General features: G+C 56.0%; 11 protein-coding genes and 2 pseudogenes. 6 read left to right on the top strand and 7 right to left on the bottom strand.

Annotated elements, in window-relative coordinates:
- Positions 1-213: 213 nt before the first annotated feature.
- Positions 214-1,303: pseudogene (locus AQUI_RS26740) on the bottom strand (transposase); the annotation flags it as partial.
- A 183-nt stretch (positions 1,304-1,486) separates the two neighbouring features.
- On the bottom strand, positions 1,487-2,017 hold the full coding sequence (locus AQUI_RS26735; RefSeq protein WP_051371741.1) for an IS110 family RNA-guided transposase: 531 nt from the start codon (positions 2,015-2,017) through the stop codon (positions 1,487-1,489).
- Between the two features lie 43 nt (positions 2,018-2,060).
- Here AQUI_RS26735 and AQUI_RS26730 point away from each other — a divergent pair.
- Positions 2,061-3,187 (top strand): annotated as a pseudogene (locus tag AQUI_RS26730) (IS3 family transposase).
- A gap of 772 nt (positions 3,188-3,959) precedes the next feature.
- Here the strand turns inward: AQUI_RS26730 and AQUI_RS0101430 are convergent.
- From AQUI_RS0101430 to AQUI_RS0101410, 5 genes are all read right to left on the bottom strand, one after another.
- Positions 3,960-4,379, bottom strand: a complete 420-nt coding sequence (locus AQUI_RS0101430) for an Imm50 family immunity protein (RefSeq protein WP_035919521.1) — start codon at positions 4,377-4,379, stop codon at positions 3,960-3,962.
- A 245-nt stretch (positions 4,380-4,624) separates the two neighbouring features.
- Positions 4,625-5,572 (bottom strand): BMP family protein, encoded by a 948-nt coding sequence (locus tag AQUI_RS0101425; RefSeq protein WP_051371740.1) that lies wholly within the window; start codon positions 5,570-5,572, stop codon positions 4,625-4,627.
- Positions 5,573-5,667: 95 nt separating this feature from the next.
- A complete protein-coding gene (locus tag AQUI_RS0101420; protein WP_027255939.1) occupies positions 5,668-6,600 on the bottom strand; it encodes an ABC transporter permease in 933 nt (310 codons plus the stop codon).
- A 4-nt stretch (positions 6,601-6,604) separates the two neighbouring features.
- Positions 6,605-7,690 (bottom strand): ABC transporter permease, encoded by a 1,086-nt coding sequence (locus tag AQUI_RS0101415; RefSeq protein WP_027255938.1) that lies wholly within the window; start codon positions 7,688-7,690, stop codon positions 6,605-6,607.
- Positions 7,687-9,216, bottom strand: a complete 1,530-nt coding sequence (locus AQUI_RS0101410; protein WP_027255937.1) for an ABC transporter ATP-binding protein — start codon at positions 9,214-9,216, stop codon at positions 7,687-7,689. The genes AQUI_RS0101415 and AQUI_RS0101410 overlap by 4 nt, the downstream gene beginning before the upstream one ends.
- 162 nt (positions 9,217-9,378) lie before the next feature.
- Between AQUI_RS0101410 and gcvA the strand changes: the two genes are divergently transcribed.
- The 5 genes from gcvA (at position 9,379) to AQUI_RS26725 (ending at position 14,760) form a co-directional block, all read left to right on the top strand.
- On the top strand, positions 9,379-10,305 hold the full coding sequence (gene gcvA, locus AQUI_RS0101405; RefSeq protein WP_027255936.1) for a transcriptional regulator GcvA: 927 nt from the start codon (positions 9,379-9,381) through the stop codon (positions 10,303-10,305).
- Between the two features lie 108 nt (positions 10,306-10,413).
- Positions 10,414-11,097 (top strand): DUF1989 domain-containing protein, encoded by a 684-nt coding sequence (locus AQUI_RS0101400; RefSeq protein ID WP_084294200.1) that lies wholly within the window; start codon positions 10,414-10,416, stop codon positions 11,095-11,097.
- A complete protein-coding gene (locus tag AQUI_RS0101395) occupies positions 11,090-12,589 on the top strand; it encodes an amidohydrolase family protein (protein WP_027255934.1) in 1,500 nt (499 codons plus the stop codon). Before AQUI_RS0101400 ends, AQUI_RS0101395 begins: the two co-directional genes overlap by 8 nt.
- Before the next feature lie 24 nt (positions 12,590-12,613).
- Positions 12,614-13,501, top strand: coding sequence for a polysaccharide deacetylase family protein (locus AQUI_RS0101390; protein WP_027255933.1), 888 nt, complete (start codon positions 12,614-12,616; stop codon positions 13,499-13,501).
- Positions 13,498-14,760 (top strand): amidase family protein, encoded by a 1,263-nt coding sequence (locus AQUI_RS26725; protein ID WP_051371739.1) that lies wholly within the window; start codon positions 13,498-13,500, stop codon positions 14,758-14,760. The genes AQUI_RS0101390 and AQUI_RS26725 overlap by 4 nt, the downstream gene beginning before the upstream one ends.
- The last annotated feature ends 12 nt before the right edge of the window (positions 14,761-14,772 follow it).

Genomic DNA, 14,772 nt, shown 5'->3' with positions numbered 1-14,772 from the left:
GCTTGGAGAAGACGGGCTCTGGCGGCAGCCATAACTTCGGCTTGTGGGAATCTGCCTGAAGTTTGCAAAGGGTGCTATGTGCCTAAAGCGGACATGTGTGGGCATCCTGTTTGCATGTGCGGCGAACGGCAGCAAAGTCCCCATTCCGTGGAAAAACACCCGTTCGCGGGCGCAGAATATGGGCGCCGGAAAAGAGCGTGAGCGCCTTTCTTATCAGGCTTTCTTCGGTTGCCGCGGTGCGGGAATGACCTTGGCCAGTTTGCGGAGGTTTTGGGCGGTGGCGGCGAGGAGGAATTCGTCGTTTGCGCCGCATGGGCCGCGTAATCGGAGCCGACTGAGTCCAAGGATACGCTTGAGGTGGGCGAAGAGCATCTCGACCTTCTTGCGCAGCTTCATTGAGATGATGTATTGGTCGGTCTTCGCCCCTCTCGTGCATGTAAACATGCACTGCCGGGCAGTGGATGTCGCGAGCGACTTGCCGCGCGTCTTCATGCTCCTCTCGGGTGATCGACCGGAAGTCCATGTTAGGGCAGCAACGAGACTTCGAAGGGCAGGCCTGGCACGTGTGCTTTAGGCACCGGTATTTCGCGACGCCCTTTCTGGTCGGCCCTCGGTTCGGATCGGAATAGTTCCGGCGGAATTGCTTCAGTTCGTGGCGTTCCGGGCAGATGTATTGATTGTTCCCGGCATCCCACTCGAAGTCCGCGCGGGTCCAGGTTCCGTCGCTGCGCCCCGACTTGTCGAAGACGGGGATGTGCGGGACGATCTTGCGGTCGACCAACCAGCCAAGCATCGGCGCGGTGCCATAGGCGGTGTCTGCGATCAGGCGCTCAGGGTGGAGGTCGAACCTGGCCTTCACGCGCGCGAGCATGGTCTTGGTCGACCCAACTTCGGCTTGGCGGATTGATCTCGTCGCCTCCGCGTCCACGATGACGCCGTGGTCCGTGTCGATCAGGTAATTGTCGGAATAGCTGAAGAAGGCCGGACCCTTGCGGGCTGCGGTCCATTGGCTGGCAGGGTCGGAATGGGACGTAAACTTTGGCTGAACCTCGCTGGCCGCGCCGAAGGCAGCCTCGTCCAGGGTGTCGAGATACTCACGGACCGCCCGAGGCGCATCGGCGGGATCGATCTGCCTGACGTCCCATTCTTCCTTAGGCGTAGAATTTTGCTTGTTGGCATCGGCTTCGATCAGGCTGGCATCGATGGCCATGCGCTGCCCGCTGACCAGACCCTCTTCGATACACCGCGCGACGGTTGTCTCGAAGAGATGCCGCAACAGTTCGCTGTCACGGAACCGGCCATGTATTACCCGGCAGGCGATTGCGAAGCAATCTGCCGAGAGGGCGGTTCTTGGAGAAGGTTCTCTGATTGCGGCTATGTCAACGGAAGTTCGCATTGTCACTGTGGGGCATAGTTCTCTCCGAGGTCGATCTGCCTTCCGTCCCACAGGGACTTTGCTTCCTACCGGCTCCGGCGGGATTTTAGCTCAAGTAGTGGCCTCCTTTGTCCAATGGAATTCTTCGCCAGTCTTCCAAAGTGTCAGCATGAGTACAGCCAGTTTGCGGGCTGTCGCGACAGCGGCCTTTTTGAAGCCTCGCCTCGCCGCTAGGCGGACAGCCCAAGACTTCAACGGTGAATATCGCTTCACACGATTGATCAATGTACTGGCCACTTCGTACAGCAGGCGACGCATGGCGGCATCGCCTCTTTTGGATATTCGGCCAGAGTAGTCGACCTCACCGGACTGATATCGTCTCGGCGTTAGGCCCACGAACGCTCCGACATTTGCAGTCTTTGGAAACCGCTCGGTGTTCTCGATGAGTGCCAGAAAGCTCAACGCAACAACCGGTCCGATCCCAGGGATCGTCATCAAACGACGAGACAGATCATGGCGTTTGGCGATAGCAGTAATCTCAACCTCGAGCGCAGCCGCCGCTGCGCATATGGCTTCATGCGAGGGAAGAACATGATCAATGATTACGGCTAGCGCCGGGTCGGACTGCTGAGCCTCCCCCAATGAAGTGGTCCGCCCCTATGATTAGGAAAGCGGAGGACCATAGATGGCGATTAAGAGACCCAAGCCTGAAGAGATTGTCGTGAAGTTACGGCAGGTTGAAGTGCTGATGGGGCAAGGCATGCCCCGAATAGACGCCATTCGGCAGATCAGTGTGACGGAACAAACCTATTGCCGTTGGAAGAAGAAGTACGGCGGAATGGGCACAGAACAACTCAAGGAACTGAAGCGGCTCCAGAAGGAGAACGAGCGCCTTCGCCGTGCCGTTTCAGATCTTACACTCGACAAACTGATCCTGTCAGAGGCCGCAAAGGGAAACTTCTGAGCCCCTCGCGCCGCCGTGCCTGCATCGATCATGTGCGTAGCCAAATCAAGATTTCCGAACGCCGTGTATGCCGCGTCCTGGGCCAGCACCGATCCACGCAGCGCCGGTTGCCACTTGGGCGTGCTGACGAAGACCGCCTGGTCGAGGACATGATCGAGCTGACACGTCAGTATGGTCGATATGGCTACCGTCGGATTGCCGCTCTGCTGTGAGACGCAGGCTGGCAGGTGAACGACAAGCGCGTCGAACGTCTATGGCGGCGAGAGGGGCTAAAGGTTCCCATGAAACAGCCCAAGAAAGGGCGGCTCTGGCTCAACAATGGTTCGTGTGTTCGGCTGCGGCCAGAGTATCGCAATCACGTCTGGTCGTACGACTTCGTGCATCATCGAACAGACGATGGNCGAGCGTTCAGGACATTGAATATTCTGGACGAACACAGTCGGGAATGTTTGGCGACCCGGGTGAGGCGGCAGCTGAACTCGACCGAGGTCATTGATGTTCTGACCGACCTGTTCATTCTTCGGGGCGTGCCTGCTTACATCAGGTCTGACAACGGCCCCGAATTCATAGCTGAGGCCGTCAGAGGCTGGATCAAAGCAGTTGGGGCTAAGACCGCATTCATCGAACCCGGGTCACCGTGGGAGAACGGATATTGCGAAAGCTTCAACGGGCGCATGCGCGACGAGCTGCTGAACGGTGAGGTCTTTTACTCGCTGCGGGAAGCCCAGATCATCATCGAAAGTTGGAGAAAACACTACAACACCAGACGACCACACAGTGCTCTGGGCTACCGCCCACCGGCTCCAGAGGCCATTGTTCCGGTAGACCAAAGGCCAACCATGCACTAACTTTCAACTTGGACCACTCAAGCGGGGCCGCTCAATTTTCCCGAAGACACTCAGCTAACGACACTGAAGCATCATAGCGAAAATGGTCCGTGATCGCGACGACTTGGACACCGTTTTCGCGACAGGCCTTAGCCATAGCCTCGTTATAGTCGCTTTCGGATGAAATACCTGCGTCCTTTGCGTGGCGCAGCCCATAGTCATAAGGGGTCACTTGAAGCGCGCATCTGAAGAACGGGCTTCCACCGGGTTTCCGAAGGGCATCAACAATTCCAGTTGGCGTCGCACCATGCGCGATGAGGGTTTCGAGCGAGGAATCTATGTGGCTAGGCATTAAAAAATTTCCTTCGTCTAAATCGTTTGCTCGCATTGGGTGGAAAGCACTAACTCTTCGTACGGCTCTGTCAGTCAACTTTGAAGATGTTTTTCTCTCGTTGCGAGGCTCGGAGTTGTTTCGCTTTTCCAAGAAGGTCCGCTTTCAAGGCTGGCCATGAACTCCGACTGCTCGTGCAGCGAAAGCCAATTTCCCGCCCGACGTTCTGGTAAAGCATGTCCGCTTTGGGCTGACTGGGGTCACCCGCGACAGCGACGGCATTGGTCCAGGACGGTGATCAGCCCGCTGCGGTGCTGCAAGGCAGCTCAGAGCCCACAGTTGCCGTCGGCCACCTGGTTGCCTCTCGCCGGTGCAGCACGTAGCAAACGGCGCAGAGCGGACGTTCAAGATCCTTCGACCACAAGACTGCATAGCGCAGACTACGCGGTCGTTGAAGGAAAGTTATTTGTCTGGCTTTCCAGGAATGAACGCAACCGATAACTCTTCCGCGCGAATAATCCCTGCCAGCCCAAACGACGGCTCCAACAGCAATTCAAAAGCTTGGCTGTTCTCGCCGACTTCTACGCGTGAAATAGTCAGCCCATCAATGACATTCTGATGGTTGAAATCACCAAGCTCCAAGGTAACTATTCGACCAATCGAAAACTCTACAACCGCGTGCTTTTCCAGTACAAAGTAACCGTTCCTGACTTTGCTAGTCATGTTCCACGCGTGCAGTCGTAGCGTTGAGCGCCCCTTGCGTTTTAGATGCAAGTCCAGGACTTCCGCATCATGGAAATTGGGCACTTTGCCAAACCAACCCAAAAGCTCCTCACCACCGGGAATGGCTTTGTAGATTGAAATTGATTCATCCTCGTCCATTCCGCCAACCTAAGTGACGTGCCGATAGGTAACAATGGGCTGATCCGGCCGTCTGCTGCAGAAGGCGCAGACTGGCGCTTCGAGCCCAAATTTACCAGATGCTGCGACATCAACGTATGGCGGCAATGGGAAACCTGCGATGCATTCGAAGCCCGGAACAAATATCTATTTCTGAATTTCAGGCTCATTCAAATACCTGCAAAATTCCCGCCCCAAGTTTTTTGGGGCGGTAGTTCAGGGAGGTGTTATTGTGGTTCGACGACCAATGCGCCGGACTTCATGGCGTCGATCAGTTTGGCGACCTCGTTAACAACATCGGCCGGGATATCTGGGTGGAAGGACCCGATACGCATTGCCAACTCGTTGCTCATGTCTGCCCGGTAAAGTGCGCCTTCCAGCACGCCTGCGGTCGCCCTTTCCAGGTAGGTGCGCATGTTACCGCGCACATCCAGGATCGCGGACTGCAGAACTTCCGGCCACTCATTGATTGCATCACGGTAGATACCGATGCCGTAGACGCCCTTTTCCTGCACTGCCTGCATAGAACCCAGCGTTGCGCTGTCCATGGTCGGCCAAACAACATCCGCGCCTTGCGAAATCTGGTTCAAAGCCGCCTCCTTGCCTTTGGCGATATCATCCCAGTCACCGGTCCAGGTCACCAGCACGCTGACGTCTGGATTCGCGGCCTTGGCGCCAGCCTCATAGCCGGCCACGGTATCTGTGGTGAACTTGAATTTCTGCGCGGCGATGATACCGATCGTGCCGGTCTCGGTCATTGAGCCGGCAACGTAACCCATCAGATAGGCGATCTGGCTGAAGTAGAAATCCGCGTTGGCGATGTTCTCGCCATTGCCAAGGCCGTTGTTGACCATAAACATGGTTTCCGGGAACCGGGCCGCAACGCGTTCCACCGCGTCCTGAAACTCGCCACCGTGACCGATCACCAAGTCGTACCCGCGACGGGCGTAATCACTAAGTACCTCGATCTGCTCAGGCTGATGCACGCTTTCGGAGAAGGCCGTTTCAAAGCCAAGCGCTTCACCCGCTTGAATGAGCCCCTCGTAGCCAGATTGGTTCCAGCCGTTGTCAGATATGGAGCCTGGCATCACGATGGCAGCCCGTTCGAAGTCTTCGGATGCTGCAGGCCCTGCCAGTAAAAGTGCTGCCAGGCCAGCAAGAATTTTGTGTCTCATTTGCATTTGTGTTCCTCCCAGTTTGAAATGTAGACAAAGCTTGCAGGGGGAGGCCGGACGTGAAAAGCGATGGTTTCTCACGTCACGGCTGAATTTTATCGATGCTCCCGGTCGTAGGGCCGGCCTACGCCCGCAGGGGCGCTTGCCTTGGTCGCTAGGAGCACCAAGGCGATGAGCGAAGCGAGGTAGGGCAGGATCAGAAACAGCTGATAGGGTACTTCGGGCGAAGTGAACTGCAGTTTGAACTGAACTGCGTCGCAGAATCCAAAGAACAGCGCAGCGCACACGGCACCCAACGGGGACCAGCGGCCCAGAATAATAGCCGCCAAGGCGATGAACCCTTTGCCGGCGCTCATGCCTTCGGCAAAGACATAGACCTGTGACAGAACCAGATGCCCCCCCGCGAGGGCCGCCAGTGCGCCGCTAACCGCAATCGCAAGGTATTGCATGCGAAAGACAGGAACCCCGGCCAAGTCAGCGGCCTTGGGATTTTCGCCCACCGCGCGCAAATCCAGCCCCTTTGGTGTTTTCATCAGCCAATACCAAGCCAGTATCGCCATCCCGATCAGCAGATAGAACAGCGGGTCTTGTGAAAACAGCGATGGGCCAAGTACCGGAATGTCTGACAGCAGCGGCACGTGGATCTGGGTGAACCCTTCAACGCGTGCCCCACCAGCTTGCGCTCCGAAGATCTGACGGGAGAGAAAGGCGGTCAGTCCAGCCAAAAGCAAGTTAAGCGCGATGCCTCCGACCAGCTGATTGATGCGCAGGCGTATAGACATATAGCCCAGAAAAAGTCCGGAGATCAGACCGCAGATAACGCCGCAACCTAGCCCGATCAGAGCCGAACCTGTCGCAAAGGACCCTGCCGCAGCCCCTAGGGCTCCAGCCAAGATTTGGCCTTCCAGACCGATATTATACAGCCCGCCTCTTTCCGCGATCACACCGCCCAGGGCTGCAAAGGCAATAGGAGTGCCCAGTCGTGCGGTTCCGGCTAGGACGTCGCCCAGCAAAACAAGATCAAACATGGTGCTATGCCTCTTTCTTTTCACTGTGCTCCGAGCGGCTGTTCAGCCCCTGGCTCAGCAGTGTTTTCAGGAAGGATTTCGAAACATTGCGCGGCGCGACGAGCGCGGCGGCGACGAAGACCACCACAAGCCCCTCGACAACTTCGATGACAGAACTGTCAACCCCGACGGCGCGCTGCATCGTGCCTGCGCCAGCCGATAGGCCTGCCAAGAACAGGGCGGTCAACGGCGCTACGATCGGGTTCAGTGCCGCAAGGAAGGCAACGACGATACCATCGTATCCGTAGCCGTCGCTGAACAGGTGGAAGAGCCGGTATTTCAGACCGATGACTTCGATTGCACCGGCCATCCCTGCCAGGCTGCCGCCGATAAGCATGGCGCGGATAATGGTTTTCTTTTCATCCACCCCGGCATAGGCGGCTGCCCGGGCGTTGCGGCCAACCAAGTCCAGCTGGAACCCAGAAGGCATGAACCGCAGCCAGAAATACAGAATAATGGCCATGGCCAGCCCGATTACGATCCCGGCATGCGCGTCGGAGCGCGGCATCAGAATGGGCAAGCGATACGCTTCCGAGACCTCATCCGAATACGGATATGGGGCACCTTCGGCCAACAGCGGCCCAGCGACAGCATAACTGACAATGTGGATTGCTATGAAGTTCATCAGAAGCGTCACAATGACTTCGTTGGTGCCGCGATACGCCTTCAAGTATGCAGGAATAGCAGCCCAGAAGGCCCCGCCGATGGCGGCAGACAGAAAGATCAGCGGCACGCCCAGAACACCAGGCAGGTCTGGGAGGGCTAGTGCAAAGATGGCGCCAAAAAGCCCGCCGATGTATATCTGACCTTCGCCTCCGATGTTAAACACGCCCGCGCGCATCGGAATGATCACAGCGAGGCCAGCCAAAAGCATAGGCGAGGCCTTGACCAAGGTGTTGGAAAACCCCCAATAGTCTAGGAAGGATTCAAAAAACAGAACCTTGTAGGCCGCAAACGGATTGTGCCCGTCGATCAAGATCAAAAAGCCGCCGACGGTCAGTGCCAGAAGCAATGCTATTGCAACCCTACGTTGCATTGTCAAGCTATTCATAGTTTCTCCTCCGGCGATGCGGTCATTAAAAGCCCAATGTCCTGAAGCGTGGTGTTCTGCGGATCAACGATTCCGCTGATACGTCCGAAGGCCATGACAGCCACACGGTGGGATATCTCCAAAACATGCTCCAACTCTGTCGAGATATAGAGCACCCCGACACCGCTTTGCGCGACGGCGCGGATCTGGTCCTGAACGAATTGCGTTGCCCCTACATCAAGCCCTTTGGTTGGTTGCACGACCACCAATAGGTTTCGCGCCCGAGCAACTTCTCGGGCCAGAACGATTTTTTGCTGATTGCCGCCGGACAAAGCTGAGGCATTCAGCTTCGGGTTGGACGGGCGGATGTCATAGACTTTGACGGCCTCTTCGGCGATTTTGCTGATGGCCCGCCTGGAAATCAGCCTACCAGACATGAACTTGTCCTCGCCAACTGAGCGAAAGGCAAAATTCTCTTCCACGCTCAGGGAGAGAACAAGGCCCTCTGCATGACGGTCTTCAGGAACAAACCCGACACCATCAGAAATTCGCTCGGTGATGGTGCTATTGGAGATTTCTTTGTCTCCAAGAAGGATTCTCCCGCTTGTCTGCCGCTTCAGCCCCGTGATCACTTCGCTGAGTTCGGTTTGCCCATTGCCGTCGATTCCGACAATTCCAAGGATTTCCCCGGCATGCAGGGTGAAGTCGACGTCTTTCAGGATCTCTGCACCGCTCGGGGCCGTGAGGCTAACATCAGAGACAACAAGTGCTTTCGGTGCGAGCACCGTATCCAGGCGTGTCTCTTTTATTTCGGTTTTTTCCGCAGGTTGGCCGGAAGCATCTTGCCCCATCATCAGCGCCGACATTTGGGTCATCGGTGTGGTAGCCACCGGCAGAATCCCCTCAACACGGCCATGGCGCATGATCATGACGCGATCCGCGATCTCTCGGATCTCGTCGAGCTTATGGCTTATGAAGAAAACTAGGCAGCCATTGGCAACAAGCTTCCGTACACCCTGCAGGAATGGGGCGACTTCGGTGGGAGCGAGAACACTGGTGGGCTCATCCAGGATCAGGATCGACACGTCGCGAAACAGTGCTTTCAGGATTTCCACCCGCTGCTTCATTCCGACGGCCATGCTGGCCACGGGCACGTTGAAATCCACAGTGAAGTCGAAATCGTCACAAAGCTGCCGAATGCGAGCGCGAGCCGCCGCGCCGCGTTTTTCGCCAGGAAGCCCGATCAGGATGTTTTCCTCCGCGGTCATTGCGCCAAACAGGCTGAAGTGCTGGTGGATCATGCCGATCCCGTGCTCGATCGCCGCTGCAGGGCTAGTGACAGAAATCTTTGACCCATCCAGTTCGATCTGGCCGCTGTCGGGCTGATAGAGACCGATTAAAACGCTGGCCAGCGTGGTTTTCCCCGCGCCGTTCTCACCCAAAATCGCAATGCACTCTCCCCTTGATGCAAGCAGATTGACATTGTCCAATGCGCGCACGGCACCGAACGTTTTTTCGATACTGGTGACTTTTAAGTATGGTTCCAAAACGCCCTCCCAACTTTCGCACAATTTGACGGGAGAACGCAGAACCACCTCAACCTATATGTTTTCATCCCACAGCTGAGAATTTCATACCCACGCGAAGGGCGGATTAGGTTACGATGCAGGGGCGGTAAGATGATGCAAAGGAGAGCAAAACAGCGCAAAATGGCAAAGATACCATCTTTGAAAAGCATTCAGGCCTTTGAGGCCGCCTGTCGTCATCTGAGTTTCAAGGATGCTGCGGATGAGCTATGTGTCACGCCAACAGCTGTCTCCCATCAGATCAAGTCACTGGAAGAGCAACTTGGGGTCTCTCTGTTTCATAGATTGCCCCGAGCACTGAAGCTGACAGAGGAAGGGGCGAATTACGCACCACATATCATAGCCGCATTCAAAAACATCGAAGCAGCGTCTCTGGCTTTAGAGGAGGATGAGCTGGAGGGAACCCTGACGATATCGACGACTGGGTCCTTTGCTGCAAATTGGCTGAGCCCCAGGCTGCGAAATTTCTACGAAAAGCACCCAGAAATTTCTGTGCGTATCCTTTCCAGTGATCAACTAGTGGATTTTAAGTCGAGCGGCGTGGATGTGGCCATTCGCTATGGCTATGGTGATTACCCCGACAGTTATGTCGCCTGGGTTTTAAGTGACAAAGTCACACCGGTATGCAGCGTGGAAAAGGCGAAAACGCTTTTTTCCGCCGCAGATTTACTTGAATCCAAACTGATTGAATACAAATGGAGCGGCTTTTCAGAGACTGACCCGAGCTGGGCCAGCTGGATGAACGCCGTTGGGCTGGCGGACTGCAAAGTCGAACCCTATGTCACCTATTCCGAAGAACACATCTGTTTGTCGACGGCAAGCGATGGGCACGGGGTAGCTTTGGTCAGCCTGCTGGCCGCGGCTCGCCTCCTGGAAAGGCAGATGCTTGTAGCCCCCTTTGACACCGCACTGGAGAACAAGAGCTATTATCTTGTTTGCCCGGAAACCTATGCCAATCGGGCGCGTGTGAGAGTCTTTCGTGAATGGCTGTTAGACCAGGCAGATGAGTTCCGAGAAAGCGCGGTTGGTCAAAGGTTCTTTGAAGACTGACACTGCGGTTCGGTGCCTTTAACGAACTAATCCGTCGGGTGAATTTTTGTCATTTCTAAACTGCGCGGGGACATGCGTTTCTAGACTCCCAATTTGGAGTTTCTGCGTATGCAAAATTATAATCCTTCGCAGCCTGATGGCCTTAACCAAAGTTTGGACAGCGCCATTTCAAAAAATGGCATTCCTGTGCTCTCAAAGCGCTACGTTATTCCGGCGCGCTGTGGAGTCGCGGTGCGTGTAGATGCGGGGCAATGCCTGACGATCACCAATCTCAGCGGCTGGCAGGTCTGCGATTTCTGGGCATTCAAGGCCGGTGACCTGGGGGAGTTCATGTCCATGGAGCATGTGCACACAGATCTCCTGTCGGTGTCTCCAAAAGTCGGGGACCGGCTAGTCAGTAACCTGCGCAACCCTTTGCTGACCCTGACCCAGGACTGTTCGCCGGGTGTCCATGATACTTTGATCGCCAGCTGCGATTGGAACCGCTACAAACAGCTGGGCTGCACGGAATACCATGACAACTGCTCGGATAACTTGCGGCAAGCCTTGCTTGCGATCGGTCAAAAAGCACCGCATGTCCCTGCACCGTTTAATCTGTGGATGAATGTCCCTGTCAGTTCAGGAATGAACCTTGACTGGGCACCGCCTGTTTCCAAGCCAGGGGATACGATCACCTTTCAGGTGGAGACTTCGGTCTACGCGGTGATGTCTGCCTGTCCGCAGGACATCACTCCAGTAAACGGGTCCGAAGGCAAACCGACAACGTTGGAATTCGTCGTGCACGATGGGTGATACTGGGGACATTTTCTCGGCCTGTTGGGTCATCGTTGATACGTTTGACAGCCGCAAGGATTGCGCGATCTATGTCCGGGACGGGAGGGTGCGCGGTATTGCACCCCTGCAGGACTTGACGTCGCGCTTTCCTGAAGCCCGCGTCCATGTTGGCGAAAACGTCGCAATTCTTCCAGGGTTTGTAAACGCGCATCACCATTGTTTCGGGGTGAATCTGGTTAATCAGGGTATCTCTGACGACCTGCTGGAACCTTGGATTCTAGCCACTGCTGGTGCAGCTGCTATCTCGTCCAAGACATCGACCGAATATGCTGCCCTACGCCTTCTGAAAAATGGTGTGACGGCTGTTGTCGATGCTTGTACTCCCGGGGCAACGGCGGCACTCGCAGAGGTTAAAATCCGCGAAAAGATCGATGTGTACAACCGGTTGGGAATGTCCTGTGCAATCGCGCCGGGGGAGCGCTGGCAAAATCGTCTTGTCCACCCGGCCGGGCAGGACACCGATTTCTTGGCATCACTGCCGCAAGATTTGCGTGAAAAACTGGAGCACCAGCATCTTTCTCGCGTGCGGATGGACCCGGCTACGTATTTAGGCCTCGTAGTCCGTCTGGCTGAAGAAAATGCAACCACCGAAAACGCAGATGTCTGGTTCGGGCCGGTGGCACCTCATTGGACGGGGCATGAGCTGTTGCGGGATATCGGGTTCGCGGTTCAGCACAAAGGCTTACGCATGCAGACACATGCGGCAGAATCATTACTGCAGCATCTCTCTGCTGGACGGCCGGAATTCCAAAGCCCTGTTGCAGAGCTGGCCCAAGCCGGCTTGCTGAACAAGAAACTGTCTTTGGCCCATATGGTTTGGGCCGATGACAACGATCTTCAGCAAGTGGCTGAGATGGGCGCGCATATCGTTTGCAATCCAAGCTCGAATTTACGGCTCCGGTCCGGAATTGCACGCGCTCCGCAAATGATGCGGCTAGGCATAAACCTTGCACTGGGTATGGATGGTACCAGCCTCGCAGGCGATGAGGATATGTTTGCGGAAATGCGCCTGGCGCGGAATCTGTATTGGTCCGCTGATCCCGCGGAACGCGATTTGTGCGCACAGGATGTGTTCGACATGGCCACGATGGGCGGCGCTCGGCAGATGGGTATGGATCACAATATAGGCAGTCTCACCGAGGGCAAGCGCGCTGATTTCATGATTGTCAGCCTGGAAAACTTACAAGGCCCATGGTTATCAGACCGTGCCGACCCGATCGAACTGCTGGTTAGCAGTGCTAAATCCTCAGATATTCTGTCGGTTTACACCAGCGGTTCTCTGGCCGTGTATCACGGCAAGATCTGCAATCGAGACGAACAAAGTGTCTTTCGAGACATTGCTGACAACATGCAGCATGCAGCCGATCAGAGGCTGAGAGCAGAAGACTATGCCATCGTCAGATCCGCCTTGCTGAGGTGGTATGACGATTGGCTGACGGAACACGCCTAGCTTGGGTGACAAAGGAGCGAAGAGATGCAGAAGAAAATCAAATGGCCCAATGGTGCACGATGCGCCTGCGCGATCACTTTCGATATTGATGCCGACAGCCTGATTCACATCTCTAAACCGGCTGACGGGCATGACCGCTTGTACCCTATTTCGATGGGTCGCTATGGCCCGACCGTGGCTATCCCACGGATTTTGGAGACTTACAAAAGGCTGGGTTTGAAACAGTCCTTTTTCGCGCCGGGCTGGGTCATTGAGCAATACCCGAGTGCGATGGAGGCCATCCTGAAGGACGGCCATGAAATCGGACACCACGGTTATTTGCACGAAGACCCGACGAACCACAGCACCTCAGAGCAGGAATACTGGTTCGAACGCGCGCTGGAGTCCCACGCGCGGGTTCTCGGGAAAAAACCCAAAGGCTATCGTGCGCCGGTATACAACGTGACGCAGGGCGTCGTCGATCTGCTGAACAAGCATGAGTTTGAGTATGACAGCTCGCTCATGGCCGATGACTTTCCCTATATTATGCGTTCCAAGGGGCGGTCACTGATTGAGCTGCCAGTGCATTGGGGCACCGATGATTGGCCGCAATTCGCTCATTACGATGAGATCGGGTATATGATGCCTGTCGCAGGGCCAACCGCGGGCCTCACCCCTTTTTGGGAAGAATTCGAAGCCCAATATGAAGCCGGCGGCTTTTGGATTGGCATCTGGCATCCGTTTCTGACCGGACGCTTGGCGCGCTGGCGGCAAGTCGAAAAATGGCTCGAGTCGGTGTTGGATCGGGGTGATGTCTGGTTTGCTTCTCTCGAAGAGATCGCGCAGCATGTCCGGTCGCAATATGACGCCGATGCAGAGAGTGTTCGCGTTGAAGAACTGCCATATTACTCCGCCCCGGTCTTGACCAAATGACCATAGAACAAAGAGCCAGTGATTTCCTGGCTTCGCTGGATGAGCATCAAAGCATCTTTACTGATGTGCCGCAGGACAGGCTGCTGGCTGATGCACGTGCGGCGGATGCAAGGCAGGAGAATGGGACACCGCTAAGCCCGCTTGATGGGAAATTTATAGCGGTAAAAGCAAATATCGATGTTCAGGGTTTAGGCAGCCACGCGGGATCACGGCTCTATCACCCTGAACCAGCGCAAAGCGATGCGCCGATCGTAGCCCTGTTGCGGGCTGCGGGGCTCATCGTCATTGGACATACGAATATGTCGGAGTTTGCTTTCTCTGGGCTGGGCATCAACCCTCACTTTGGCACTCCGCCCAATGCTTTGAGGCGGAGTTTGGTGCCTGGCGGGTCATCAAGCGGGTCGGCCACAGCGGTTGCGCTGGGGCTGGCTGATTTGGCCTTGGGCACGGACACATCCGGATCCGTCCGTATCCCGGCCGCCTGCCAGGGAATCGTTGGCTTCCGCCCGACGATGGGGCGGTACGACGATGCGGGCATTTTCCCACTGGCCCCCTCGTTGGACACACCTGGCCCCCTCGCACGGCATGTTGAACAGGTCCAGCTGCTGGATAATTTGCTCGCCGAAGATCGCGCCCCCGGCCAATGCCGCAAGCGCATTATATGCCTTGATGACAAGGCATTGGCCGACTACGCGCCCGATATAGTGGCCATGTACCGCAAAGTCGTAGCGCAATTGGCGGATTCCGGGTTTGATTTAGAGTTCCGAACCATCCGGAGTTTTGCGCGGGTCAACGAATTGTTTCACACACACGGGACACTTGTCGGAGCCGAAGCCTACCGCCTGCTCAAAAAAGTGGTCCAGACGGATCACACCGGTCTGGACCCAAGAGTAAGAGAGCGCCTCTCTCACTCGGCGGCAATCAGTGATGAGAATACGCGTGCATTGCTCGCTGCGAGGCAGGTGGTGATTCAAGAGTTCGAAGCCGAACTGGACGGTGGCATGCTGCTATACCCGACACTACTGTCCCGCCCGCCGACGATTCAGAGCGTCATAAGAGATCCGGCCGCATTCGCACGCGAGAACGCGCATATCCTTTCAGCGTCGATGAAAGCTGCATTCCTGAATGCGCCGACAATTTCTCTACCGGTTGGATCGCGCACACCAGGGTACAGCCTCTCACTGACATCCAGCGCGGCCGGAGATAAGGACCTGCTCAAGACGGCAGGCTGGCTGGAGCCTACTTTACAGGCGGTCTGAGACAGATGAGCT

It is taken from the genome of Leisingera aquimarina DSM 24565 (genome assembly GCF_000473165.1).
Lineage (GTDB): Bacteria > Pseudomonadota > Alphaproteobacteria > Rhodobacterales > Rhodobacteraceae > Leisingera > Leisingera aquimarina.
This window is presented reverse-complemented; position numbering and strand designations above follow the sequence as displayed.

Bases quoted from the DNA above. Each gene is read 5' to 3' on its own strand.
- AQUI_RS0101430 (WP_035919521.1), bottom strand. From the start codon at position 4,379: ATGGACGAGGATGAATCAATTTCAATCTACAAAGCCATTCCCGGTGGT.
- AQUI_RS0101425 (WP_051371740.1), bottom strand. From the start codon at position 5,572: ATGAGACACAAAATTCTTGCTGGCCTGGCAGCACTTTTACTGGCAGGG.
- AQUI_RS0101420 (WP_027255939.1), bottom strand. From the start codon at position 6,600: ATGTTTGATCTTGTTTTGCTGGGCGACGTCCTAGCCGGAACCGCACGA.
- AQUI_RS0101415 (WP_027255938.1), bottom strand. From the start codon at position 7,690: ATGAATAGCTTGACAATGCAACGTAGGGTTGCAATAGCATTGCTTCTG.
- gcvA (WP_027255936.1), top strand. From the start codon at position 9,379: ATGGCAAAGATACCATCTTTGAAAAGCATTCAGGCCTTTGAGGCCGCC.
- AQUI_RS0101400 (WP_084294200.1), top strand. From the start codon at position 10,414: ATGCAAAATTATAATCCTTCGCAGCCTGATGGCCTTAACCAAAGTTTG.
- AQUI_RS0101395 (WP_027255934.1), top strand. From the start codon at position 11,090: ATGGGTGATACTGGGGACATTTTCTCGGCCTGTTGGGTCATCGTTGAT.
- AQUI_RS0101390 (WP_027255933.1), top strand. From the start codon at position 12,614: ATGCAGAAGAAAATCAAATGGCCCAATGGTGCACGATGCGCCTGCGCG.
- AQUI_RS26725 (WP_051371739.1), top strand. From the start codon at position 13,498: ATGACCATAGAACAAAGAGCCAGTGATTTCCTGGCTTCGCTGGATGAG.